The organism is Sphingobacterium bambusae (assembly GCF_033955345.1).
GTDB lineage: Bacteria > Bacteroidota > Bacteroidia > Sphingobacteriales > Sphingobacteriaceae > Sphingobacterium > Sphingobacterium bambusae.
The window spans coordinates 5,319,325-5,344,333 of sequence record NZ_CP138332.1; the positions used below are offsets into that span (position 1 = coordinate 5,319,325).

Consider the following 25,009-nt stretch of genomic DNA (forward strand, 5'->3'; position numbering starts at 1 on the left):
CATTAAATAGGTTAGTTAGAATTGTTACTGCAATTGTTTGACCTAAGGGCAGCACTTTGCTGCCTACTGAACCGGACGTGTTGGAGCATTTCCGGTTTAGTCTTTTTATGGGGCTATGGCATAATGCTCACCCTCCTTCCTTCTCGTATGATGTGGTAGCCACCGAGATCCCTTAAATAGTCCAGCAATTCGTCAAGACTACGTTTTTTGGAAAAAGTTCCACCAAATTCTTTATTTTTTATTTCACCGACATAATTTACATCGATGGCATACCAACGTGCTACTTCGCTCATGATATGTTTGAGATCATTGTTCTGGAACACAAAGTATCCATCCCTATTACCTAGGACACAGGATACATCGACAGGCTTTATGCTTCCTTCCTGACCTGCCTTCATCTGCCACTGCTGATTGGGACTTAGTTTTTTTAGGGAGCGATCACTCCGGATATCTACTTTACCCTCTACCAAGGTTGTACTCTGTACATCTTCGTCGGCGTAGGCACGTACATTAAATTGCGTTCCTGTGGCACGTACGGCAAAATCCCGACTCTCGACGATAAAGGGATGTTCTTTATCCGAGGCAACCTCGAAAAAGGCTTCTCCGCTGAGGTAAAGTTGTCGTTTTTCAGTAGTCACGGTCGGAAAATGTAACGTAGATTCGGTGTTGATCCATACTTTGGAGCCATCGGGTAGATAGAGATGCAGGTCCTTTCCTGATGGCACAGACACACTGTGGTAGCTATTGTTTGTTTGATCTTTTAGTTGTTTTAACGGTTTGTAAGATAGTATATTGCTTGATTTTTTTTGCAGTATAGCTCCAGCTATTTCTATCTCTTCGTTTATTGGCAAGCTGTCGATATTGTAGGATTTTCCTTGTACGTTAATTTGATAACCTAAGGGGCGTTCGTGGACGGCTCTGTTGGCAAAGGAACCTTCAACAAGTGCGGTACGCTGCGTATCATGCCATTCGTTAAGATAGAAAATTCCGGCACTAAAAATAGCCAAAATTACAGCGGCAGCAGCAATTGCACGCACGAATTTCCTTCGCTTGATGGCGGGTATGCCTTTTTGTGAACCAGCACCAGGCCTTTCGAAACTGTTGTCAGCATGAATAAGTTGTTGCAGCTGTGCAAAAACGAGGGCTTTAACTTGTTCTTCTCGCGCTGTATCAATGGAAGTGCCGCGATCGTGGCCGCGTTTGATCAACCATAGATCAACAAGTTGTTGCTCCTCTTCTGTACAGGAGCCGTTGAGGTACTTCGTCAGTAACGTATCTAGGTGATCGGGCATCGGCAAATATTTTGTGTTAGTATGCCCTTAAGTGTGTAGGAAATCGAAAAAGTAGTAGGTGAAAAAGTAAAAAATATGTAAAGTACTGTAATTCAATTGGAAAAATTACAGTTGGTCAATAAGCGCAAGCGCCTTGCAAATACTTACGGCACCCACAGATTTGGTGACATAGGCATTATCTATGCGTTGCTTTAGCTGTTTCAACGAGAGGCTAACCTGTTTTTTGACGGTATTTTCGGAGATAGCTAACTGCTGCGCGATCTCTCTGTAAGAAAGCTGTTCGTTTCTGCTCAACAAAAATATCTCCCGCATGCGCGGGGGAAGTTTTTGAATTTCTTCCTGAATCAATGTCGCTAGCTCGCGCGCATTCACTTCGTGGATCAATCTGTCATCGTGCTGTGGGAAGTAGGCGTAGAGCTCATCCTTTAGATTTCGCAATTTGATGTTGTTTTTGATGCTAGCAACTGCTTTGTGATGGATTATTGTGTATACATATCCCTTTAATGACTGTACGTGAGCAAGCTTTTCGCGGTTTTCCCATAGAGTTGCAAAAGTGTCTTGTAAAATATCGATACTTTCGTCATCATCGTTTACAATTCTTTGTACATAGCTGTAGAAATCCTTCCAGTAGGAATGGAAAAAGGTTGAAAAGGCCAGTTGTCGACTTGAAATTATTCCTTCTAATAGCTGTTTGTCATCCATATCGAACAAATTGTATTAAATCATCCGTATCATTTTTTAGGTTAATCACTTTCGAGGTGATAAATGTAAATCTACAAAAGTTCTATTAAGAATTGTGTGCTGCGTAGATTATTTTGATGTTTATCTATTTGTTTACGCCTTGTTATTGTCGGAAATACGCTTTAATTTTTACTTCCTTGCAGTATTTTTGCAACTATCTATTTTTTTGAAAAAAGAGATTTATAACAGTAAGTGCCGATAATTTACGTATGTGAGGGTGGAAAAAACTTGTATCTTTAGCCTGTCCGAAAGGAGATTTTCCAATTTTGACGCATATAGCTGATTATTAATGACTACACATACAACAGAAAGTACCGAACAATTTCTTTTAGGCGGTGGTGAAATGGGCAAACTTATCCGCGGCATGGATTGGTCTAAGACTCCTTTGGGCGCGATAGAAACATGGCCGCAGAGCTTGCGTACATCGGTGAGCCTTTGCTTGTCCTCCTCATTTCCCATTTTAATAGCTTGGGGACCTGAAAAAATACAGATCTATAATGATAGCTATAGGCCTATTTGCGGTGCCAAACATCCAGCATCTATGGGGATGAATTTCCGTATCTGCTGGGAAACGGCATTGGAGGTCGTTGGCGATGCCTTTACACGTACGGAGCAACAAGGTGAAGGTACTTATATTAACGATCAACGTATGTTTTTGGATCGCTACGGCTATCTAGAAGAAGCTTTTATGACTTTTTCTTTTGCGCCAATACGTGACGAGTCGGGTGGTGTGGGTGGTATTTTTCACCCTATTACGGAGACAACTGTTAAGATATTAAGTGGTCGTCGCACACATGCGTTGCGCGAATTAGGAGCGGCGCTGGGTAACACGAAGAGTGTGCAAGAGATTAGTCTGGTAGCTGCAGATAAATATGCTGAATATGAGTTAGATATACCATTCTTATTATGTTATCAATTTAATCATGAAGACGGAGTTGCCCAGTTGATTTCTACTTCTGGATTAGCTGTTGATGCGAGCCTATCGCCCGGATCCATAAATCTTTCAGATAACGATATTTGGTCTTTTTTGGAAGTAATAGAAACTGGAAACTATCTTCAGCTAAACGGTCTTGAAGAACGATTTGGCGAATTTTCCAGCGGACCATATCCTGAATCTCCGCGATCGGCATTGGTGCTTCCATTGCGGATTACGGGAAAGGAAGAGCTGTTCGGTGTTTTGGTCGCAGGCGTCAGCTCTAGAAGATCACTCGATGACGAATACTTAAATTTTTACGATCAACTTACCAACACGTACAATACAGCGTTGTCGAGTGTCTATTCTTATGAGCAGGAGCAGAAGCGGGCGGAAGCGCTTGCCGAAATTGATCGCTCTAAAACGGCATTTTTTAGCAATGTAAGTCATGAATTTCGAACGCCGCTTACGCTAATGTTAGGCCCGTTGGAGGATATCCTAGCGGGCTCGGAAGCGACGGAATCACTTAGGCAATCGCTTACCTCAGTACATCGAAATGCGGAGCGGTTATTGAAACTGGTGAACAACTTATTGGATTACAGCAGGGTGGAGGCTGGTCGTATGCAAGCTGTATACCAAAAGGTGGCGCTAGCGGAATTTACAGCAGATTTGTCAAGTAGCTTTCGCTCCATTATCGAGAAAGCGGGGATGCATCTGATAGTGTCTTGTGCAACGCTGACAAAGCCAGTTTACGTTGATAAACAAATGTGGGAGAAAATCGTGTTGAATTTGCTATCCAATGCATTTAAATATACCATGCAAGGACATATATCTGTGGAGCTGCTCGAAGAAGATGATCGGGTTGTGCTCCATGTCAGCGATACCGGTATCGGGATTCCAGAGAGAGAGCTTCCGCATATGTTTGAACGCTTTCATAGGGTGGAGAACGCTGCAGGACGAACCCACGAAGGAAGCGGGATAGGTCTGTCGTTAGTGCAGGAACTGCTACATCTCCATCAAGGAACTATCAGTGTAGCAAGCGAAGAGGGCGTGGGCTCTGTTTTCACAGTTAGCATGCCATTTGGAAAGGAGCATTTACCGGCTGATAAGGTGCTAGATGAGCATAAGAACCTAGAGCCTTTGTCTGTAAAAGGAGCATTTTTGCAGGAAGCCATTAGTTTGTTGCCGCAAGATAGGGAGACTTCCTTGGCGAAAGACTCTTGGCACAGGGATCTGGATCTTGCGCATGATGTGTTGAGCGAAGATAAAGATGCGAAAATACTGATTGTGGATGATAATGCAGATATGCGGACTTACCTGCGACGCCTGATCGATCCTTATTTTTCGACGCTTATTGCCATAAATGGCGTCGATGCGCTAGAAAAAATTGCAATTTATAAACCTGATTTGGTGTTGAGCGATATGATGATGCCGATAATGGACGGAAAGGCACTCTTGGAGAACATCCGCAACGATATTGAAACCATAAATTTACCGGTAATATTTCTTTCCGCGCGGGCGGGTGAGGAGGCTCGTATAGATGGCTTGGAAGCTGGAGCAGATGATTACCTTGTAAAACCTTTCTCCGCGGCAGAATTGTTGACCAAAATTAGAGCGCAAATTAAGATAACAAGGGCTAGAGATCATGCCGAGAAGCAGTTAAGAAGATTGCTCCTCAATGCTCCCGTGGCGATAGCCGTATATCGGGGAGCTCGCCACATTATCGAAATTGCCAACCATCGGATGTTGAGCTATTGGGCAAGATCGTTGACAGATGTCGTGGGGCAGCCTTTGTTTGATGTGCTACCAGGGCTTGTGCCACAAGGCTTGGAGCATATCATGGATAGTGTGTATGCTACAGGTGATCCGTTTGCCCATCAAAAGATGCCTGTCGTTTTGGATAGACATGGTAGCGAAGTTACCACTTATATAAATTTGACGGTAGAAGCCTTGATAGAACCTGACGGGCGCATTAGCGGCGTTATTGCTGTTGCGGCAGATGTGACCGACCTAGCTCTTGCAAACCTCGAGGTAAAAAAAGCTTCCGATACCTTGACCTTGGCCTTGGATGCCGCTAATCTAGGAATTTGGAAAACCGATTGGGGTACCGATAATTTGATATTTTCGGATAGGGCGTGTGCTATGCACGGCGTTTCCCAGCATGAAAGCCTATCGTTTTCGAAAACATTGTACGTGATCAAGGCTGTGCATCGTGCGCGCTTTCTTAATGCGGTTTCGGAAGCCGTAGCGGCTAAAGGTACGTTTAGTGAAACCTATGAGATTGAGCCTTTTGACGGAACGAAAGCGAAATGGGTACATTCCACAGGAAAGGTGGAATTGGATAATCACGGCAACGTGGTCAGCGTGATAGGAACCTTAAGGGATGTCACGGAAGAGAAGGAGGATGACCAACGTAAAAGTGATTTTATCAGTATGGTTAGCCACGAAATGAAAACACCGTTGACGTCAATAAGTGCATTCACCCAATTGTTGCAGGTGCATGCGAAGCGACAGGCAGACAATTACGCTTTTGATAAGTTGGAAAGGGTCTATGGGCAAGCGAAAAAAATGAGCGCGCTAATCAACGGTTTTCTCGATGTCTCTCGTTTAAGAGGATCTGGCAAAATACATTTGAACGTATCGCATTACGACTTTAATGATTTGGTTCAGGAAATTTTGCGTGACATTCAGGATGTGTATGCTTCACATACCCTGCTGTTTGTTCCTGAAGGGGCAATGGAGCTATCTGGCGACCGTGATAAAATAGGATCAGTAATCAGTAATTTGGTGAGTAATGCCATCAAGTATTCGCCGGGAAAGACAGAGGTGCGGGTTGCAGCCCACTTCAGCGCAGATAGCGTTGTTTTCTCCTGCTCGGATGACGGTATGGGGATTAAAGAGGAAGAGATTTCGCGTTTGTTCGATCGGTTTTACCGCGCCGATAGTCGGCAAGTAGAACACATAGGAGGTTTTGGAATTGGCTTGTACATCTGCGCGGAAATTGTGAAGAAGCATGGCGGCGAGATTTGGGCGGAAAGCAGTCCGAACAAGGGATCTACTTTTTACGTGCGCTTACCACACGAGATACATCGCGACAGAAGCAAGAATGGTCTAGTTAACTTGGATAAGAATTAGTCGAGCAACAAAAATCCCCGTGTCTCACGACAGGGGGATTTCCTATTATTAACCTAAAATGTATAAAAACCAATTGTATTTTAGATTATAAACGTGGCTGCTGCATAAATGTTTTATTTTTTTTATTTATTTTTCAAGAAGCTTAGATCAAGAGTCCAATCAAGGGGCGTTGCTGTAATAATATATTCATAATATGAACGAAGATAAAATAGAAATTAAGGACAAGAAGCCTGCATTAGCGCTATGGAAAGGCATTGTGTTGTCCAATGTTTTTGCCATGACGGTTATTGGGCTGCAGTCTACCTTTGTCCATGATGCGAGCGAGGGCGTGTTGATTTTTTCAGAATTTATCATCATCCCCTTGCTTATGGGTATTATCAGTACTTGGTGTTGGCGAAATATCGAGCTTAAAGGAAAACAGCTGACAGGCTACGCTCTTGTAAATGGTTTGGTGGGCATGTTGCTAAGCTTTATCTTCCTTGGTGAGGGGGCGATCTGTTTGCTGATTGTTTCACCACTGATCTTAGGATCTGTGATTACGGGGAGTTTCATTGGTCAAGGCATGTTTAAGAAGAAGAACCAAACCCTGAACGTCAGCATTATTAGCATATTGCTTACTGTGTTTGTAGCAGACGCATTATCTGAACACGATCATCAAAACATGGTGTCGGATGAATTGATTATTGATGCGAGGCCGGAGGAAGTATGGCCCCATGTTGTAGCCTTTGAAAAAATAGAGAAGAAAGAAGATTACTGGCTTTTTAAAATCGGAATGCCTAGCCCGATGGCTACCACAGTTAGTGGGCGCGAGCTAGGGGCTAACAGAAAGTGTATCTTTAGTAACGGCTATATCTTTGATGAAACGATCGTCGCTTATGATGTTAACCGAAACCTTACTTTCGATATTATCGACCAACCGAAGGATCCTGAAATCATGGGACACATTGATATCAAACGGGGGCAGTTCTTGCTTAAGGATAACGGCGATGGCACGACCACACTGATTGGTAATAGTTGGTATAAACTACATGTTTTTCCAGTTTGGTATTATGATATGTGGGCAGAAAGTATCACCCGAAATGTGCACTTTCGCGTAATGAAGCATATTAAATCGTTGAGCGAGGCTGGTTAGATGTTTTCTTTTGTAGTCAATAGGTTATCTTTTTTGAAGGTCATTCCTTTGGCCGCTATCTTCTTTGATTGTCTGATCAAGTTGTGGATGCTCGCTACTAATCCGAAGGTACTGGACTGGATCGACGAATTGGAGCGTATGTGGTTACAACAGAACAATAGTTCTACGCGGATACATCGCTATGGCGGTTTACAATTTAACTGCAACAACAAGGAATACGCGCACGTACATAGTAATGGATTATTGGATATGCTACTTAGTAAAAGCTTGAAGAAGCAATTAATGCGGGAAGGTAGGGTTCAAGATCATCAAGTGTTCGAAAATACAGGCTGGATAAGCTTTTATATAAAAAATGAAGACGATTTTCATTATGCGATATCACTTCTTGAACTTAACCTCAAACGGTCCGTATCCTTTAAGAAATAGTATCGTGTGGCGCGATTGACATCACGTTTTGCGTATTTACCGGTTTTTTGAATCAAATTTATGGGGTTGCTCGTTGCGGAGAGTATTAATTTGCCTGCATTTATAAACCTATTGGCAGTCTATTTTGATCGGCTATGCAACGCATTTATACATTTATCTTATTTTTCCTTTTTTCCTACAGTACTTGTCGTGCCGACGTAATATTCCGCGCCGGCAGCCATACAGCTGTGGCTCTGCTGGATCGTCAAATCGACCCGGTTGTAGAAACTGCTTTCCATATCCTTGAACATGATTTTCAAGCTGTTTTTGACGCTTCGCTAAAAAAGAGCGAGGCGGCGAAGATACATATAGGTACGATAGGGCAGTTGCAAGATGCACAACTAAAGCTGCGATCGGATGCTATGGCCTATTTGAAAGCGCATCAAGAAGCTTTTGTTATGCAGGTTATCGAAAATGAGCTGTACATTATTGGTTCCGATAAGCGCGGCACTGCTTATGGCATGATGGAGCTTTCCCGACTAATAGGTGTTTCGCCTTGGGAATGGTGGGCGGACGCAAAGATTGAAAGGCGGAAGTCCGTTCGGTTGGCCTCCGGGTTTTATCGTGCGAAGCACCCTTCGGTTAAGTATCGCGGCATATTCTTAAACGACGAAGATTGGGGACTGACGCCGTGGAGCTACTTGACACATGAACCTAGTCCCGTTAAAGGACAAATAGGTCCCAAAACACATGCCCGTATTTTTGAACTTCTTTTGCGCTTTCGTGCGAACAGCTTTTGGCCCGCTATGCACGATTGTTCGGTTGCTTTCTACCTGACGCCGGGGAATAGGGAGATGGCGGATAAGTATGGAATACTTGTTGGCTCGTCGCATTGTGAACCGATGGTGCGGAATACCAATGCTGAATGGAAGATTGCAGGAAAGGGAACATATGACTATGTCAACAATAGACAACAGGTGCTGCAATTTTGGGAGGAACGCGTGCATGAGCTCGCTAAGTCGGATAATATCTATACGCTTGGCATACGTGGGGTACACGATAGTAAAATGTTAGGAGCACATACATTGCAAGAGCAGAAAGAGGCGTTGACAGATGTGCTTGCTGATCAACGGGAGATGATCAGTCGTTTGGTGAATCCAGATCTTCGTGTGGTGCCACAGGTGTTTATTCCCTATAAAGAGGTGCTCGATGTATACCAAATGGGGTTGCAAGTTCCGGACGACGTAACCTTGTTGTGGTGCGATGATAATTATGGATACATACAGCATTTTCCGGATGAGAAGGAACGTTTAAGAGCTGGAGGAAATGGTATTTATTACCATATTTCCTACTGGGGAAGGCCTCATGATTACCTGTGGTTAGCGAGTAGCCATCCAGCTCAACTTTACACGCAGATGAAAACTGCTTATGATAAGGGCGCCAAGGACATGTGGATTTTAAATGTGGGTGACATTAAGCCGGCGGAGTACCTCACGGAGCTGTTTTTGGATATGGCATGGGACATAGACGAAATCGAAAATAATAGGGCCGGTCTCGATAGACACCTTCGAAACTGGCTGGCACGTGAATTTGGTGAGCGGCATGCAAGGGATCTGCTTATGGTGATGCAGGAATACTACCGCTTGGCCTACATTCGGAAGCCTGAATTTATGGGAAATACGCGTACGGAAGAGCAGGACCCGAAGTACAAGGTTGTACAGGATTTACCCTGGACTTTGACGCAGATTTACGAACGGTTGGCCGACTATGGCCGTATTTCTGATCGGGTGAAGATGATGGGAAAGCATATTCCGATGGAAAAACAGGACGCTTGGTTTCAGTTGATTGCTTACCCCGTTATTTGTGCTGCGGAAATGAACAATAAGCATTTGTATGCGCAATTGGCTCGACATGGATGTGAAGACTACACGCGCAGTGTAGCGGCACATCAACACCTAGTCGATCTTACGGATAGCTACAATGCATTAGGCAATGGTAAATGGCGGCATATCATGCACGCCAAACCACGGAATTTAGCCGTTTTTCAGCCGGTCGATACGCTTCTCGTTGCACAAGAGCTGCCGGCCGCAAAGGGTGCCATAGGTATATGGAATGGTATTGACTACGCAGAGTTTTCTGGTGAAAAACCCCTTGCACATGGCTTGGGCTATGAACGTGGCGCAATTACCCTCCCGAAGGGAACCAAGGTTGACTATGTTTTTCAGGTGAAAAAGCAAGATACCATCTCCGTCGAATTAGCATTGGCTCCTAATCATCCAATAGAAGGGAAGACATTACGTTATGCTATCGCTGTCAATGATGGCGAAGCAGAGATTGTTTCTTTTGAAACGGAAGGTCGTAGTGAGGAGTGGAAGGAGAATGTGCTGAACAACCGCGCTACACGCCGGACAAGGTTTACCTTGAATCGAAAAGGACAGACTAAAATTAGCGTCACGGCTTTGGATGAAGGCGTACTGTTGGATCAGTTGATGGTTTACGAAGTACAGTAGTTTGGAATGAGGGGATTTTTTCCCTAGCGGAATTTGTCAAGGAAATTATTGATTGTTATTACACGATTCGCGTTCTCGGACTATCGGAACGGTACCACAGGTAGCCATTGGCGGAAACTAATGTAAGCACTTTTGGCTCGGATACGGAGCCATCATCATACATTTTGGATGGAATATGCTCCAGTTTGATATGCTTTATCTCTATCCGGGCAACCACAGCACCTGTAGATGAGTATTGTTCGTAATGTTTGCCTGTTAACTCTTGCATAAATTTCCTAAAAAATGTCTTGACTTGTTTACATACTTCGCAAAGAAGGTTTTGACTTATGGCTTTCGTCCATCTCTTTATTTGCATTTAAATATACGATCTGTTTTTAACATAGCATGCTGAATGTCAAAAGATAACATAAGCTTAAACACCGCTTAACTTTTGGATTGAACTCTAAGAAATAGCTGATTCTGCTGGACGTGTTTTCTTTGTGTGCTATGGTAAGGGATGCGGAGGATAGGTATATGCAAATGGTGGACACACGGTAAATTATGTAGTCCACCATTATCACGCCTCCCCAGGGTAGTTCATAAGTAGATGAGTCTCAATAAATGTCGGACTAAGGATCTTAATAAAAGTTGTCATAGGGCAAGAAATTCCATTTCGTGTCGCCAGCTTGGTGGATTGTAGACGCCATCCGACTATTCTATGGTGGGTAATGGAGATTAGTCTTTGCTTGACTATACGGCTTGACGATTCAGCAGATTGCAATCTAATAAGGTTTTAATATGGTTGAAGGCCATATATTGTTCCTCGGCTTGCTCGCGAACATGAAACGATAACAAAACACGGGTTTCATCAAGTGATCCGATAGCCTTCCGATAAGCTTGCGTGCATAGTTCTTCTGTGTGTATACACAAGTTTAGCATGGCGCATAAGTCTAAAGTAGTTTCGTTATCCACATCGCCGATAGGTAGTACGGTCGCACCCTCTACAGATGTTGGACACCAAGCTGCGTTATCTTGCCCCAAATCTTCCGTAAGTTGCCTAATGGCTGCAGCACACTCATCTTTGTAAGATCGAAAAATACCTCTTAAAAACGCTTCGCTATTTATTTTGAGGAATCCTATCGCTGAACTGTATATCTCCATCCGGCATCTGATTGTTGCTATAAGAGTTTTTAAGCATTCATCAGTGTGTGCATTTTTCATAGTGTATTGATGTTATTTACACAATATAACTTAAATTCAGGGGAATGAATCAAACCGGTGGGAAAACAGGTGTTTTATCTTTTAATAGCGTAATTAACACCTTTGCAGCGTGTTTTTCGCAGTGCTCTGAATGCGTTGATTACGCCTTGATTTCGATTAAAATTTACACATGCAAGTTTACTTTCATCTAAAATCTATGAAAAATATCTAGTCTTGGTTTGCAATTAATTGAAAAGGACTAACTCTACACTATCTGGACATGGCATGGATAACTCCAACATGTGATCTAAAAGCACTCCAAAAGCCTTTGAACTCGTTGTACTGAATATTGTACTCTAGGCAGGTTTGCTGTACGATTCTATTGATGGCTGGATAGTGTACATGACTGATTTTGGGAAAGAGATGATGCTCCACCTGAAAGTTTAGCCCCCCTAACAACCAAGTTAAAATTTTACTTCGTGTCGCAAAATTTGCGGTAGATTGTATTTGATGCACCATCCATTCTTCTTCGACTCGAGATTCATCTATAGTTTTGAATGCCGTTCCCGAGACAACGTGAGCCAATTGAAAAACTGTTGCCAAGCTCATACCACAGACTGCACCGGCGATCAAAAGACCAATTAGTGTAGGCAACCAACCGACACAAAGTACCGGCACAACGATAAACAAACAGAAATGCAATAATTTGCTGGTCCAGAATATTACTTTTTCTTTCAAAGGGAACTGAAATCGATCTGCATCAGCGCCCATGCGTTGATTAAAGTATTTTTCATAATCTTGATAAAATATCCAAGCTAGGTAGGACACACCATAGAGTATGGGAAAATAAAAACGTTGGTAGGAATGGTGTTTTTTTAGTTTTTGGTCATGGTGTATACGCATGAATTTCACTTCGATATCGTGGTCTTCGCCATCGATATTCGTGTAGGTATGGTGCGCGATATTATGTTTAATCTTCCAAAAATAAATGTTTCCTCCCAGTAGGTTTAGGCTGTAAGAAAGCACGGTATTTAGATTTTTATTGTCCGAAAAGGAGTTGTGTCCGGCGTCATGCATGATATTGAAACCGATTGCTGCCAGATTAGCACCAAAAAGTAAACATAGTAGCACGCTGATCGCCCAATGGGGTTGGACAAATACCAGCAAGCTGTATATCGCTGTGAAACTGACCAGCAAAATGGTTGCTTTAATGAATATCCGGCGATTCCCTGTTTTCTTTTGTGAGGTAACCTTGAAGTAGTCGTTAGTTTTTTGTTTTAACGTTTTCGAGAACAATGAATTGGCATTGTTAAATTTTATGGACTGACTCATTTGATAAGGATCGGGGTATATGCTTTATTTCGCTGCGTGCAAGAGTAAATTTAAGTCAACAAGACTAGATGCTGTAAATTTAAGCTTTATATTTGGTCATTTACTTTATTTTTTCGTTAAATAGTTGTTAAAGTCAATTGCATGTTCTGAAATGTTGCTTCACTAACGATGTTCTTTACGTAGTTTTTTCTGTTTGAATTTCATAATTTTGAATAATGGCATCAAAAGAGACACTGAGAGATTTCTATACCGGTCATGGACAAGATTTTTCTAAAGCCGGGCAATTTAATGTATTCGAAAGAGGCGGTTTTGCCTGTAGCGCCACCTCCATGTTGCCCAACCGGAGAGACTTCTACAAGATCTCCCTGATCCAAAAGGGGAGTGGAATAATCGGAGTGGCGGACAAGGTCATGGATATCCGGGATAATGCGCTCTTGTTTATGAACCCGCTTGTGCCCTTTTCCTGGGAGCCTACCGAGGAAGAGCAGACGGGTTACTTCTGCTTGTTTACCGAAGAGTTTGTGACCCAAAATCTGAAAAGCGAAAGCCTAACACATTCGTCCCTGTTCAAAGCGGGAGGTAATCATATTTTTTTTCCTGAGGCCGGGAGTATGGCGCTGCTGAGTACTTTGTTTCAGCATATGTTGCGGGAAATGCAATCAGACTATGCGAATAAATATGAGTTGCTGCGCAGCTACATACAGATTATCATGCACGAAGCGATGAAGATACAACCGGCGGCTGCATTTTACAAACCGGTAAACGCGGCAGAACGTATTGCCGGCCTGTTCCTTGAATTGCTGGAGCGACAATTCCCTATTGATGCCCCCGACCAGGTGGTGGCCTTACGAAATGCAAATGAGTATGCCGCTCAGCTTAATGTCCATACCAATACCTTAAATCGGGCACTGAAAGAAACAACGGGCAAGACCACAACGAGCTGGATCGCCGCCCGATATATAAAAGAAGCCAAGGCGCTGTTGCAACACAGCAACTGGGACATAGCCGAGATCGCCTATTGCCTCGGCTTTGAGTATGCGGCTAACTTTAATATCTTTTTTAAAAAACATACCGCGACTTCGCCTTTACAATATCGTAAGGATCTGGTTTGAGATTAATAACTATCTGTTTGAATGTCATAATTTTTTAAGGAAAGCCCTCGCTAATTTTGCTTTATAATTAGTTCAACTATGAAAGCAATACAATTAGCAACATATGGAATAGCCGCACTTCAGCTTAAGGAAGTGCCCTTGCCGTCAATGGGTGAGCAAGAAGTTTTGGTCAGAACCACCGCTCCTTCTCTGCAGTACCTGGACCTTATCTTGGTCGAAAACAGCTCCGAATTTCACATTCCACTACCGTTCATCCCCGTATCGGAGGGGGTTGGTGTTGTTGAAAATGTGGGTAGCCGAGTGAGCCGTTGGAAAAAAGGAGATCGCGTGCTTATCCCGTTTATTCCCCGTTGGGAAGCCGGGCAGACGAGTCCCTATCACAATGCCTTAAGAACCGGTATGCAAACACCGGGCACGCTGGCAGCGTTTACGGTGCAACCGGAGCATACTCTTGTACGCGCACCGGAAAATCTCAGCGATGAAGAAGCTGCAGGGTTGCCGGTAGCTGGGCTTACCGCCTGGACCAGTCTGGTCAATCAGGCAAATATCAAAGCCGGACAAACAATTTTGGTGCAGGGCAGTGGCGGAGTGTCCCTCTTTGCCCTGCAGATTGCTAAGGCACTTGGCCTAAAGGTGCTAGCGACTACGGGCAGCAAGGAGAAAGAGCAGCAGCTGATCGCGCTGGGTGCCGATGCCGTTATCAATTACCGGGAATACCCGGAGTGGAGTCATGAAGTAAAACGACTTAACAAGGGCGTGGGCGTAGAGGTGACACTGGATGTTGCCGGCCGTGACACGATCCGTCAAAGTATCCTGTCGGTGAAAGAACATGGCTTTGTTGGCCTGATCGGGATGCTGTCCGGTGCTGAGCTGTCCATCAACGTACTCCCGTTAATCATGAATTACATTCGCCTGCAGGGCTATTCGGTAGGTAATGCCCATGACCTGGCTGCGCTGGTGCAGGCCATTGATAAAAATAATATCCGACCGGTCGTGGATAGCATCTATCCAGTGGAGCAAACACAAGAAGCCTTTAACCGGCTAAAATCAGGAAAGGCTTTTGGAAAAATCGTCATTACATTTTAAATCATACAACATATGAAATACAGGACGTTAGGAACTACCGGGGAACAAGTCTCCGCGCTTGGCCTGGGCTGTATGGGCATGAGTTTTGCCTATGGCCCGACGGATGATAAAGAGAGCATCGCTACCTTGCACCAAGCTTTGGATTTGGGGATCAACTTTTGGGATACCGCCGACATGTATGGCGATGGCGCAAATGAATCGCTGATCGCAAAGGTGCTCGTGCCTAACAGGGATAAACTGTTTATTGCCACTAAATTCGGTTTTCGATTCAAGGAGGGAACCGCAGGGGTAAGTGGTAGCCCCGGTACCTATTTTGACGGCTCGCCCAAATATGTAAAACAAGCGGTGGAGAAAAGTTTGAAAAGATTAAATATTGAGGTCATCGACCTATATTATGCTCATCGTATTGATCCGGAGATTCCGGTGGAGGATATGGTAGGGGCGATGGCTGATCTGGTGCAAGCCGGTAAAGTACGCTATCTCGGCCTGAGCGAGGCTTCGGCGGCATCCATCCGAAAAGCACATGCCGTGCATCCTATAGCAGCGCTGCAAAGTGAGTATTCGCTGCTTACCCGCGACGTGGAGGGCGAAATATTACAAACGATACGTGAGCTGGGCATCAGCCTGGTGCCTTATTCGCCGCTGGCAAGAGGACTGGTGACCAATACCCAGCAGGTGGCCGACTTTTCTGAAGGCGATTTCCGGAAGAATCTGCCCCGTTACCAGGCCGCTTTTGCGGAGAACAACCGAAATCTTGTGACAGAATTTGCTGCGATCGCTGCAGAAAAGGCCTGCACGCCTGCGCAGCTGGCTTTGGCCTGGGTATTGGCGCAGGGACAGGACCTGATCCCTATCCCGGGCACGAAGAAAAGAAAGTACCTGTTGGAAAATGCGCAGGCGGTTGCGCTCAAATTATCTGCCGAGGAGCTGGCTGCTATTGAAGTGGTCGTCGCTAAATATCCGCATGTTGGTGCCCGCTACAGTGAGGGTGCACTGAAGCTGGTGAATCGTTAATCCGTAATTAAAAGAGGTTAGAGATGGTCAATCATAGAAAAAAATGGGATTTGGTACATTATGGCTTTCTGTTTTTACTGTTGGCCGGAAATACTGCTTATCTGCAACAAATCATTCACGGATTCTCTATGCCTGAATCGGTTACTTCGGATGGGAATCGCTTTTTTGTATCCAACCAGGGGCAGGACGTCTTTGCTAAGGATGGGGATGGTTTCATCAGTTTATTGTCAGAAGACGGAAAGGTGATGGAACGGCAATTTCTTCCCAAAGAGGGTGTGCTGAACGCGCCCAAGGGTATGCATATCGCTGGTAACATACTCTATGTGGCCGACCTCGATCGTATCGTAGGCTTTGATATCGCTAGCCGCGAAACCGTTTTTGAACTGCGCATTCCCGAAGCCAGCATGCTAAATGATATCTGTGGTCTGGAAACCGGATTTATAGCGGTTACGGAGACTGCTTCGGGCAATATTTATAAGATCAATACTGAATCGAAGCAATTGGAGCTGATGGGGAATATACCTACAGCAAATGGTATTGCCTATAACCGGTCTACCGGACAATTGGTGGTGAGCAGCAACGGTATCCCATATGGCGCGGGTAGTATCTATGTCAAATCGGCGGGGTCCCGCTTTAAGGAGTTGCCTAACATCGCCCACGGTTTTTTTGACGGCATTGCTTTTACTGATGATACGCATTTGCTGATTTCTGATTGGGTAAGCTTTCCGCTGAAAGGATTTGGGAAACTATGGACCTACGACCTAGAAACTCAACGAGCAGCATTCCAGTTTGTGGAGGAAAGTGTAGCTGATATTTATTACGATCAGGCTACGAAAAAATTATGGATGCCGCATATGTTCCAAAACAAAGTGCTTATCCACTCGGTAACAGAAGTATTTAAACCGGTGCATGAGCGCGCCAATATACTGTACAACTACGGAGTAATTGATGCCTTTATTGGTGGACTTTACCGGGGTACCTTACCGGTGCATGAGCTGCTGCTAAAAGGCGATTTTGGCCTCGGTGCGCCTGATATGCTGGATGGTGAGCTGACGATGCTGGATGGAAAGGCCTACCAAACCATTGCCAGTGGGGCAACAAGTGTACTGGATCGAGAACATAAGACTTCTTTCGCTGCTGCCACTTTTTTCCACGCAGACACCGTATTCCATATCGATGGCAGGATGGAACAAAAGGACTTATTGGCGTATATAGCGGAGCGGCTACCTCATAAAAAAAGTGCCCTCTATGTCATCAAGGTCAGCGGAAAGTTTGAATGGGTAAAAACCCGGGCATTCCCTCCGGTAACTGCGGCCCCTTTTCCTGCGCTGACGACGATCATGGATCGGCAGCGTTTTTTCGAGCATCAGTACACTACGGGAGCCTGCGTCGGCTACTATTTGCCGGAATACCTCAGCGGCATAAATGTGGGTGGTTTTCACCTACATTATCTGTCTGCTGATAAAACACAGGGCGGACATATCCTTGATCTCTCGGGGGAAAACCTTTACATCGAAATAGCCTATTTAAAACGTATGGAGCTGGACCTGCCGATTGACGCGGATTTCGAAAACTTCCAGTTCAAGGAGCGGGTTCATGAAGACTTGAAGCGCGTGGAACAGGGAAGATAATTTTGCTAGCTAGTATGTTGGATACTTGTAGTTATGTAGGATTGGCAGGTGAATGCCTGAATAATTGTCTTGCTATTTGTTAACGTATATGGGGATTTTTTTCAAAGCCCTAAGGTACGACGCAGTTCTGAAGCTGCTGCCGCACCCGCACGGTTGGCGCCGATTGTTGAAGCGGATGGCCCGTAACCCACAAGATGAATGCGCGGCTCTTTTTCCACCATAGTAGCTAATCTTCCAGCCATACGAATACCACCTGTTGTCTCCTTGGGTAGCACCGCATCAAGGTGCTGTAGGGAGCTTTTAAAGCCTGTATTCCAAAGTAGACAGTCCGCTTCTAGTTCTTTTCCATCGGGCCATTTTATCCCATTTTTAGTGATCTCCGAAAACATAGGTAATCTTTTTAAGACACCGCGCTGCTCCATATCTTGCACTTCGGGAGAGTAGGGTAGCCCCGTGACGGAGACCACTGACAAAGGAGGTAAGCCGTTGCGTACGCGATCTTCAACCAAGGCCACGGCATTATGGCCGGCAGCGTCATCAAATGGCCCTTCATTAAAGACCGGTGGACGTCTAGTTACCCAAGTGGTGCGTGTAACCTGCGAGATCTGATCCAATAATTGTATAGCGGAGATGCCGCCACCGATAATAACAACATGTTTACCGCGAAAATCTGCCGCCTGTTTAAAATCTTTCGTATGCAGTTGTTCGCCCTGAAAGAGATCGGCACCCGGATAGATGGGAATATAAGGATTCTGCCAAGTACCAGTTCCATTGATGATGCCCATCGCAGAAAAGCGGCTCGTGTTTGTATTGACATGAAATCGATTAAGATGGAGGCTTACCTGCTCCACTCGCTGTGGACGAAAGACATCAAGGCCAAACTTCTTTTCGTAGCGATCAAAATAGTGCGGAACGGCAATGTTAGCCTGCACGGTGTCTTCATTGGACGCTAGGGTCTCTTGAAAAGACATGCCGGGCAGATTATGTATCTTGTTGACTGTGCTTAGGGTTAACGAGGGCCATCGAAATTGCCACGCTCCCCCTGCTGATGGCGCATCATCAAGGATAATGAAGTCAGGTCCGATTTTCATGCCAGCTCGTTTCAAGTGGTAGGCAGCAGAAAGACCGGCTTGGCCGGCTCCAATCACGATGATCTTAGTTTTAAAGCGAATGTTGTTGATCATGGTATCTGTCTACATCAACGCCAGCCTAAAGCAGGAGCCACGTGTTTCAAAATACTAGACAACACATGTACATTGTAATCTACGCCCAAGGTGTTTGGAATGGTCAGCAAAAGTGTGTCAGCTTCTTGAATAGCTTCATCTTGTGCTAGCTCTTTGATCAACTTATCCGGTTCTGCGGCATAGCTCTTGCCAAAAATAGCACGTTTGTCGGCTTCAATCATGCCTATTTTGTCTGTGCTTTCCATCTGTTGGCCAAAGTAATAGCGGTCTTGATCATTCACTAATGCAAATATCGACCGGCTTACGGATACACGTGGCTCTCGGGTATGTCCGGCAGCTTTCCAAGCTTCTCTGTAATGTCTAATCTGCTCTGCCTGTTGTATATGGAAGGGTTTACCACTTTCGTCATACTTTAGGGTAGAACTTTGTAGATACATGCCCTGCTGGGCGGCCCATACCGCGGTAGCATCTGAGGCTGCGCCCCACCAGATACGCTCCCTTAGACCTTCAGCATGAGGCTCCAAGCGCAGCAGACCGGGCGGATTAGGAAACATAGGATAAGGATTTGGTTCGGCAAATCCTACACCATCGAGTCTTTTTAAAAAGTCCAACGCTTTTCTTCGGCCCATGTCTGCGTCTGTTTCGCCTGCCTGCAGATCATAATCAAAGTAACGCCATCCGTCGATCACTTGCTCGGGCGATCCTCTGCTGATACCCAATTGCAAGCGCCCGCCGGAAATAAGATCTGCGGCCCCCGCGTCTTCGACCATGTACATCGGATTTTCGTAGCGCATGTCAATAACGCCCGTGCCGATTTCGATAGATGATGTCTTCGCACCGATAGCAGATAACAGCGGAAAAGGAGAAGCCAGTTGCTTTGCAAAATGATGCACGCGGAAATAAGCACCGTCAAGGCCAATTTCTTCAGCGGCGACAGCAAGATCAATGGATTGAAGCAAGGTGTCTGCAGCAGAACGCGCTTGGTATGCGGGATGATCAGACCAATGTCCGAAGGATAAAAAACCAATTTTTTTCATGATTCCGTTAGGGATGAACGTTTAGCAAATATACGCAATCTACGGTTCAAGAACATATACCTATTGTCCGTTTGCTGTCAATATCAGGCAGGCGGGGTGGGCAGGCTGCAAACAAGCTAGTCCAAGGGAGTAGGGGTTGGAAATTTTGTTAAAGTACACGAATCACTTTCATGAACCTTCTTTTGTAGCTACCTTCCAATGGGGTTTCGGTAACGGCTTGTGCTTTCCCAGAGCTGGCGTGTATAAAACGTAACCCTGTATTGCTATCGTTAGACAGCACGATGCCGACATGTCCAATTGTCCTTTTTGAAGGATTGGTGCCAGTAAAGAGGATGATGTCGCCAGCTTTTGCTGCGCTCAAGGCTATCTGCTCACCAGCTTGGCCGATCGCGGATGAACTGCGCGGCAGATTGATGTTAAATTTTTTAAAAACATAGTAAACGTAGCCAGAGCAATCAAATCCTTTGGTAGGGCTGCTGGCTCCATATCGGTATTGTACGCCAATAAATTTTTTGGCAAAGGAGATAATTTCCGCTGCAGGCGAATTATCGGAGGTCGTAGCGATACCGAGCTTGACGTTAGCCTCGATATTGTTGTAAACAACAATGTTCGATACCGCAGTAATGGCAGGCATACAGATGAAAAGTAGGGATGCGAGCCCAGCAGTTCTTATGCATTTCTTTACTAGCATAAAAGCAAAGGTAACAAAAAAACAAGCTTCCTGAAAGTTTAGCTTTCTGCAAGTTATTAATTTTCAACTAATCAGCAGTTCATGTGGGGCTGCGGGCATGAGATTTCTGATCATGTGAACGCTGGTACTACTGGACCAGTAAGTTACATCCACGGATATCGCTATTGTCAAATCGGCCCAAAATTTCGAAATATCCGTTGTCCTGAATCTTGCCTAAATCCTGCGTGGCAATAAATGAACAAGAATAGTAATTCGCTAGATCAATCACATTAATCGCTCCGGTACGACCTTCTTGAATCAAGCTTAATGGGTCGTTGGTATCTCGGATTAAAATTTTCATCCAAGCTGGAGTGCCAAATAGACCATCACCTTTGGAATAGCCTTGAGAGAGTAGTTCGGTCATACCATATTCCGAATGTATGTGTGCTACGCCAAATGCTTCCGAGAGAATCGTATGCAGCTCCCCACGAACCATCTCCTTGCGTTTTCCTTTCATGCCACCAGTTTCCATTACGGTGAGTTCCGGAAAATGCATCCGGTATTTCTCACAGAAATCCAGCAAGGCATAGGTGACACCGATGAGTAAGGTTTTTGTGCCGGAAGCCTGCAGTGTTTTTAACGTTGTGAATAGCTCGTCGTGGTTGTACAAAAAGTAGCCCGAGGCAGGATGGTTACTTTGCTGAATAAGATCATCAACCATATAAATCAAGGAGGAGCCATCACGTTCGAGATAGGAAGGTAAGAGCGCCAAAATTGCCATATCCTCGGCCGGTCCATAAAACTGTTGAAAGCATTGACGGAAGCTTTGCGTGTACCAAGATAGATCAGCAACAGGATGCTTACTTGTCACCATGCCCGTTGTTCCCGAGCTACTGAACTCGATCGCTGGATTACTTGAAGAAGCATAAATGTACTGGCTCTTAAAGAGTTCTATGGGAAGAAAGGGGATCTCAGCATAATGATTGATTAAAGCAGGCTTGCTGCCTAAATGATCAACATACCGCTTGTAAATACGGTTGTTTGCATATTGAAATTTGAATACCGATAAGGCCGCTTCGTTAAATTCCTGTTCGTTGTTAATGGCAAAAATCGTCTTCTTCATGATCTTGATTACGGAACAAAGATAAGGCAATTTTACGTTTTCCTTTTGTCAAAATTGGATCCGCTTAAGAAGCGGAAGATCGATGAATGTCGCTTACCATGCTGAGAAGTAGGGGTAAAAAAAAGCATGCTTCCGAGGAACTATCGGAAGCATGCTTTTTGTGTGTTTATATAAAGTCCTTTTGCGATTGCTTACAGCATACCGCCATCAACAGGAATAACTTGACCAGTAACATAAGCGGATAAATCGGAAGCTAGAAATAGACAGGCATTGGCCACATCTTCTGCTTCTCCGGCACGCTTCAACGGTATATTTGCTTCCCAACCGGCAACAACTTTAGGGTCAAGAACCTCTGTCATCTCTGTACGGATAAATCCAGGTGCAACGACGTTACTGCGGATATTGCGCGAGCCAAGCTCTTTTGCTACCGACTTCGTAAAACCAATGATACCAGCCTTGGACGCAGCATAATTTGCCTGTCCGGCATTACCTTGAACACCCACAACAGAACTCATGTTGATGAATGAGCCCTTACGGTTTTTCATCATCACTTTTGATGCTGCTTTCGTAACATTGAAGACGGATTTCAAATTTACATTGATGACATCGTCCCAGTTCTCCTCGGTCATGCGCATCAATAAACCATCTTTGGTGATACCCGCATTATTGACAACCACGTCGATCGTACCAAATTCAGCAACAATGTCTTCGATAAGTTTTTCTGCTTCGACAAATTGTGAAGCATCGGAACGGAAGCCTTTCACTTTAGTGCCAAATGCTTGAAGCTCGGCCTCTAAAGCTTGCCCTTTCTCTACAGAAGATAGGTAGGTAAAAGCAACGTTTGCTCCATGCTGCGCAAAAACTTCTGCGATTTTTCTACCGATGCCTTTGGACGCTCCAGTAACCAGAGCTGTTTTGCCTTCTAATAATTTCATTTTATTACGAGTTTCCTTTTAAACTAATCCACAAAAATGTTAAATATTTAGAAATTATCACAATTTATTTTCAGCAAAGCCCTTAAAACCTGTTTTCTAGTGAATTAATAAGGATTGACTCAGCTTTCAACCGGTTGCAGATGTTGAAAAAATGATAGTAATAATGAGAGAATTTTGACATTTTCATTGCGTTAAAACCGATTCGAATGTTAATTTTGTACGGAATTTTAAAATCATGGGTAAAAAGACTAAAAAATCTGAAGTCGATGTCGTACTGATTGGTGCGGGAATTATGAGCGCAACATTAGGTACGTTAATCAACGAATTGAGTCCGGACATCAATATCGAGATTATTGAACGCTTGGATCTTGTTGCCGCGGAAAGCTCAGATGCTTGGAATAATGCCGGTACGGGTCATTCTGCGTTATGCGAATTGAACTACACACCGGAACAACCTGATGGCAGTGTGAAGATTGCGAAGGCAATCGATATTGCTGAACAATTCGAAATTTCTAAACAGTTTTGGACCTACTTGGTCGAAAAAGACATTTTAAAAAACCCAACAGCCTTTATTCGTCAAGTGCCACATATGAGTGCCGTATTTGGCGAGAAAGATGTGAAATTCTTGCGTACCCGTTATGAGGCGATGGCTAAAGAAACCCTTTTCAAGGGAATGGTCTACACCGAAGACAAGCGAGAACTGGAAGAGTGGATACCATTGATGATGGAAGAAAGGGACGAGCAGGAGCAGATTGCTGCAACCCGGATGGATATCGGTACCGATGTTAATTTTGGAACGCTGACCCGAGATTTAATTCAACATTTACAAACTAAAGAAAATATTCGACTTTCCTTGAATCAGGAAGTTCGCGATATAGAACGCGAAGATGATGGTAAATGGGAAGTAGAGATTAAAGATCTACAAAACGGTGAGAAACGCAAGATTAAGGCTAAATTTGTCTTTATCGGTGCTGGCGGCCGCTCATTGCTCTTGTTGGAAAAATCTGGAATTCCCGAAGCAAAAGGTTACGGCGGATTCCCGGTTGGTGGACAGTGGCTACGCTGTAAGAATCCAGCTATCATTAAACAACACCATGCGAAGGTTTATGGTAAAGCATCTGTCGGCGCTCCGCCGATGTCGGTTCCGCACTTGGATACACGATACATCGATGGGGAGCAAGCTCTTCTATTTGGACCTTATGCTGGATTCTCGACAAAGTTTTTGAAGAAAGGATCCTATTTTGATTTGCCGGCATCGATCAAGTTGTCCAATATTCGCCCGATGATTTCTGCAGGCTTGGATAACCTAGATTTGACAAAATACTTGATCACGGAGGTGATGAAGAGCCCATCTGACAAACTAGACTCTTTGAAACAGTTTATGCCTACGGCAAAGTTGGAAGATTGGGGGATTGAAGTAGCAGGACAACGCGTACAGGTTATCAAGAAAGATCCCAAACACGGCGGCATCCTTGAATTTGGAACCGAAGTGGTATCAGCAGCTGATGGATCTATCGCAGCTTTGTTGGGTGCATCTCCTGGCGCATCGACATCAGTCGCTATCATGATCAATTTGTTAAAGAGATGTTTCCCAGAGCGTGCAAAATCCGACGCATATCGCAAAAAATTGAGAGAAATGATTCCGTCATGGGGCAAAAAACTAAATGATGACCCTGCGCTTTGTGAAGAGGTCCGTGAACGATCTCAGGCAGCTTTGAAGTTGGGCTAAACGCTATGAAATAGATAAAACAAAAAAAAACCTATCGACGAAATCGATAGGTTTTTTTTTTTGGAGAACAATTAAAAGGCCTTTGTGTGTTTATTGTTGTCGCCTTTAGTTAGCGTAGGCTGTTTTTTCTTGTGGTAAACGTTTTATAAATAAAAACTGTATAACTACGAAAAACAACAAATAGGAAATATTGAAACCTGCAGATCCGATATAGCCTTTCAGATCAGACGATGGGAGAATGTAGCGCAGCGGCAATTGGTATAAGGTCAAGAAGAAGGGCGTTAGTAGGCCAGCCCATTTTGGCAAAAATGTTTTTCCAGCAAAAATAAGAATAGAAAAAGCAAGCCAACTAGCGAACATGACGATAATGGCTACTCCCCACGAGATGTACAGCGATTTGGTGAATGCGGAAGCTACCTCCAACAAGTAGGGGTGTGCACTCGCATCGGTATGGTAAATCGCCTTATGGATTTCGCCAACGTAAAAGTACACCGCGTGCCCCAGTGGGGATAATACTACGCTAAGGATCAAGGAGAAGTAGATAAATAGCGCATACCAACTCGACCTATTTCTGAAAAATTGATAGGAGAGCCAGATACCCGGCAAAAATAAAGTGGCCGTCATAGCTCCGATCAAGGCTCCGAACAGCAGCCGTTGCGAAGAGCCTTCTAGCATCAACACCGCTAGATCTACATCTACAAGGTCTGCATAGGTTTTCGAAAACAACGGATAATCAGCTGGATTTACTTCAAAGCCAGCGACGAAAATATCGCCAATAATCCAACAAATGGCGGCAGTGATGCCAGAAAGCAATGCCCATCTAATTTTTGTTTTGTAATTCATCGTTTT

Annotated in this window: 20 protein-coding genes; 9 read left to right on the forward strand and 11 right to left on the reverse strand. The window is 44.5% G+C overall.

Annotated elements, in window-relative coordinates:
* Window positions 1-113 precede the first annotated feature (113 nt).
* Both SCB77_RS22060 and SCB77_RS22065 read right to left on the reverse strand, forming a co-directional pair.
* Window positions 114-1,292 carry a FecR family protein gene (locus SCB77_RS22060; RefSeq protein ID WP_320184171.1) on the reverse strand — a complete coding sequence of 393 codons (1,179 nt, stop codon included), beginning with the start codon at window positions 1,290-1,292 and terminating at the stop codon, window positions 114-116.
* Window positions 1,293-1,397: 105 nt separating this feature from the next.
* Window positions 1,398-1,994: an RNA polymerase sigma factor gene (locus SCB77_RS22065; protein WP_320184172.1), complete on the reverse strand. Its 597-nt coding sequence runs from the start codon at window positions 1,992-1,994 to the stop codon at window positions 1,398-1,400.
* A gap of 328 nt (window positions 1,995-2,322) precedes the next feature.
* Here SCB77_RS22065 and SCB77_RS22070 point away from each other — a divergent pair, with 328 nt between their 5' ends.
* The 4 genes from SCB77_RS22070 to SCB77_RS22085 all read left to right on the forward strand — a co-directional run bounded on the left by SCB77_RS22070 (window position 2,323) and on the right by SCB77_RS22085 (window position 10,128).
* Window positions 2,323-6,081: an ATP-binding protein gene (locus tag SCB77_RS22070; protein ID WP_320184173.1), complete on the forward strand. Its 3,759-nt coding sequence runs from the start codon at window positions 2,323-2,325 to the stop codon at window positions 6,079-6,081.
* A gap of 193 nt (window positions 6,082-6,274) precedes the next feature.
* Window positions 6,275-7,213: an SRPBCC family protein gene (locus SCB77_RS22075; protein WP_320184174.1), complete on the forward strand. Its 939-nt coding sequence runs from the start codon at window positions 6,275-6,277 to the stop codon at window positions 7,211-7,213.
* A gap of 33 nt (window positions 7,214-7,246) precedes the next feature.
* On the forward strand, window positions 7,247-7,639 hold the full coding sequence (locus tag SCB77_RS22080) for a luciferase domain-containing protein (RefSeq protein ID WP_320184175.1): 393 nt from the start codon (window positions 7,247-7,249) through the stop codon (window positions 7,637-7,639).
* Window positions 7,640-7,773: 134 nt separating this feature from the next.
* Window positions 7,774-10,128 (forward strand): glycosyl hydrolase 115 family protein, encoded by a 2,355-nt coding sequence (locus SCB77_RS22085; RefSeq protein WP_320184176.1) that lies wholly within the window; start codon window positions 7,774-7,776, stop codon window positions 10,126-10,128.
* A gap of 58 nt (window positions 10,129-10,186) precedes the next feature.
* Here SCB77_RS22085 and SCB77_RS22090 read toward each other — a convergent pair whose 3' ends face one another.
* The 3 genes from SCB77_RS22090 to SCB77_RS22100 form a co-directional block, all read right to left on the reverse strand.
* Window positions 10,187-10,396: a hypothetical protein gene (locus SCB77_RS22090; RefSeq protein WP_320184177.1), complete on the reverse strand. Its 210-nt coding sequence runs from the start codon at window positions 10,394-10,396 to the stop codon at window positions 10,187-10,189.
* Window positions 10,397-10,857: 461 nt separating this feature from the next.
* Window positions 10,858-11,268 carry a hypothetical protein gene (locus tag SCB77_RS22095; RefSeq protein ID WP_320184178.1) on the reverse strand — a complete coding sequence of 137 codons (411 nt, stop codon included), beginning with the start codon at window positions 11,266-11,268 and terminating at the stop codon, window positions 10,858-10,860.
* A 309-nt stretch (window positions 11,269-11,577) separates the two neighbouring features.
* Complete coding sequence (locus SCB77_RS22100) at window positions 11,578-12,639, reverse strand: fatty acid desaturase family protein (protein WP_320184179.1); 1,062 nt, start codon at window positions 12,637-12,639, stop codon at window positions 11,578-11,580.
* Between the two features lie 215 nt (window positions 12,640-12,854).
* On the opposite strand from SCB77_RS22100, the gene SCB77_RS22105 reads away from it, so the two are divergent.
* From SCB77_RS22105 to budA, 4 genes are all read left to right on the forward strand, one after another.
* The gene (locus tag SCB77_RS22105) at window positions 12,855-13,751 is read left to right on the forward strand and encodes a helix-turn-helix domain-containing protein (RefSeq protein ID WP_320184180.1); all 897 of its coding nucleotides are present in this window, start codon (window positions 12,855-12,857) and stop codon (window positions 13,749-13,751) included.
* 78 nt (window positions 13,752-13,829) lie between these two features.
* Window positions 13,830-14,837, forward strand: coding sequence for a zinc-dependent alcohol dehydrogenase family protein (locus SCB77_RS22110; protein ID WP_320184181.1), 1,008 nt, complete (start codon window positions 13,830-13,832; stop codon window positions 14,835-14,837).
* Window positions 14,838-14,849: 12 nt separating this feature from the next.
* Window positions 14,850-15,851: an aldo/keto reductase gene (locus SCB77_RS22115; RefSeq protein ID WP_320184182.1), complete on the forward strand. Its 1,002-nt coding sequence runs from the start codon at window positions 14,850-14,852 to the stop codon at window positions 15,849-15,851.
* 23 nt (window positions 15,852-15,874) lie between these two features.
* Window positions 15,875-17,482, forward strand: a complete 1,608-nt coding sequence (gene budA / locus SCB77_RS22120; protein ID WP_320184183.1) for an acetolactate decarboxylase — start codon at window positions 15,875-15,877, stop codon at window positions 17,480-17,482.
* 101 nt (window positions 17,483-17,583) lie between these two features.
* Here the strand turns inward: budA and SCB77_RS22125 are convergent, their stop codons facing one another.
* The 5 genes from SCB77_RS22125 to fabG form a co-directional block, all read right to left on the reverse strand.
* Window positions 17,584-18,666 (reverse strand): NAD(P)-binding domain-containing protein, encoded by a 1,083-nt coding sequence (locus SCB77_RS22125; RefSeq protein WP_320184184.1) that lies wholly within the window; start codon window positions 18,664-18,666, stop codon window positions 17,584-17,586.
* Window positions 18,667-18,680: 14 nt separating this feature from the next.
* Window positions 18,681-19,703, reverse strand: coding sequence for an LLM class flavin-dependent oxidoreductase (locus SCB77_RS22130; protein ID WP_320184185.1), 1,023 nt, complete (start codon window positions 19,701-19,703; stop codon window positions 18,681-18,683).
* Between the two features lie 148 nt (window positions 19,704-19,851).
* Window positions 19,852-20,394, reverse strand: coding sequence for a C40 family peptidase (locus SCB77_RS22135; protein WP_320184186.1), 543 nt, complete (start codon window positions 20,392-20,394; stop codon window positions 19,852-19,854).
* 127 nt (window positions 20,395-20,521) lie between these two features.
* Window positions 20,522-21,496, reverse strand: coding sequence for a LuxE/PaaK family acyltransferase (locus SCB77_RS22140; protein ID WP_320184187.1), 975 nt, complete (start codon window positions 21,494-21,496; stop codon window positions 20,522-20,524).
* A 191-nt stretch (window positions 21,497-21,687) separates the two neighbouring features.
* Window positions 21,688-22,431, reverse strand: coding sequence for a 3-oxoacyl-[acyl-carrier-protein] reductase (gene fabG / locus SCB77_RS22145; RefSeq protein ID WP_320184188.1), 744 nt, complete (start codon window positions 22,429-22,431; stop codon window positions 21,688-21,690).
* Between the two features lie 235 nt (window positions 22,432-22,666).
* On the opposite strand from fabG, the gene SCB77_RS22150 reads away from it, so the two are divergent.
* Window positions 22,667-24,160 (forward strand): malate:quinone oxidoreductase, encoded by a 1,494-nt coding sequence (locus tag SCB77_RS22150; protein WP_320184189.1) that lies wholly within the window; start codon window positions 22,667-22,669, stop codon window positions 24,158-24,160.
* 105 nt (window positions 24,161-24,265) lie between these two features.
* On the opposite strand, the gene SCB77_RS22155 is transcribed toward SCB77_RS22150, so the two are convergent.
* On the reverse strand, window positions 24,266-25,003 hold the full coding sequence (locus SCB77_RS22155) for a DUF6796 family protein (RefSeq protein WP_320184190.1): 738 nt from the start codon (window positions 25,001-25,003) through the stop codon (window positions 24,266-24,268).
* Window positions 25,004-25,009: the final 6 nt, after the last annotated feature.

Coding starts and splice junctions, on each gene's coding strand:
- SCB77_RS22075 (WP_320184174.1), top strand. CDS start 6,275: ATGAACGAAGATAAAATAGAAATTAAGGACAAGAAGCCTGCATTAGCG.
- SCB77_RS22070 (WP_320184173.1), top strand. CDS start 2,323: ATGACTACACATACAACAGAAAGTACCGAACAATTTCTTTTAGGCGGT.
- SCB77_RS22155 (WP_320184190.1), bottom strand. CDS start 25,003: ATGAATTACAAAACAAAAATTAGATGGGCATTGCTTTCTGGCATCACT.
- SCB77_RS22130 (WP_320184185.1), bottom strand. CDS start 19,703: ATGAAAAAAATTGGTTTTTTATCCTTCGGACATTGGTCTGATCATCCC.
- SCB77_RS22110 (WP_320184181.1), top strand. CDS start 13,830: ATGAAAGCAATACAATTAGCAACATATGGAATAGCCGCACTTCAGCTT.
- SCB77_RS22090 (WP_320184177.1), bottom strand. CDS start 10,396: ATGCAAGAGTTAACAGGCAAACATTACGAACAATACTCATCTACAGGT.
- SCB77_RS22140 (WP_320184187.1), bottom strand. CDS start 21,496: ATGAAGAAGACGATTTTTGCCATTAACAACGAACAGGAATTTAACGAA.
- SCB77_RS22135 (WP_320184186.1), bottom strand. CDS start 20,394: ATGCTAGTAAAGAAATGCATAAGAACTGCTGGGCTCGCATCCCTACTT.
- SCB77_RS22100 (WP_320184179.1), bottom strand. CDS start 12,639: ATGAGTCAGTCCATAAAATTTAACAATGCCAATTCATTGTTCTCGAAA.
- SCB77_RS22065 (WP_320184172.1), bottom strand. CDS start 1,994: ATGGATGACAAACAGCTATTAGAAGGAATAATTTCAAGTCGACAACTG.
- SCB77_RS22085 (WP_320184176.1), top strand. CDS start 7,774: ATGCAACGCATTTATACATTTATCTTATTTTTCCTTTTTTCCTACAGT.
- fabG (WP_320184188.1), bottom strand. CDS start 22,431: ATGAAATTATTAGAAGGCAAAACAGCTCTGGTTACTGGAGCGTCCAAA.
- budA (WP_320184183.1), top strand. CDS start 15,875: ATGGTCAATCATAGAAAAAAATGGGATTTGGTACATTATGGCTTTCTG.
- SCB77_RS22115 (WP_320184182.1), top strand. CDS start 14,850: ATGAAATACAGGACGTTAGGAACTACCGGGGAACAAGTCTCCGCGCTT.
- SCB77_RS22150 (WP_320184189.1), top strand. CDS start 22,667: ATGGGTAAAAAGACTAAAAAATCTGAAGTCGATGTCGTACTGATTGGT.
- SCB77_RS22125 (WP_320184184.1), bottom strand. CDS start 18,666: ATGATCAACAACATTCGCTTTAAAACTAAGATCATCGTGATTGGAGCC.
- SCB77_RS22095 (WP_320184178.1), bottom strand. CDS start 11,268: ATGGAGATATACAGTTCAGCGATAGGATTCCTCAAAATAAATAGCGAA.
- SCB77_RS22105 (WP_320184180.1), top strand. CDS start 12,855: ATGGCATCAAAAGAGACACTGAGAGATTTCTATACCGGTCATGGACAA.
- SCB77_RS22060 (WP_320184171.1), bottom strand. CDS start 1,292: ATGCCCGATCACCTAGATACGTTACTGACGAAGTACCTCAACGGCTCC.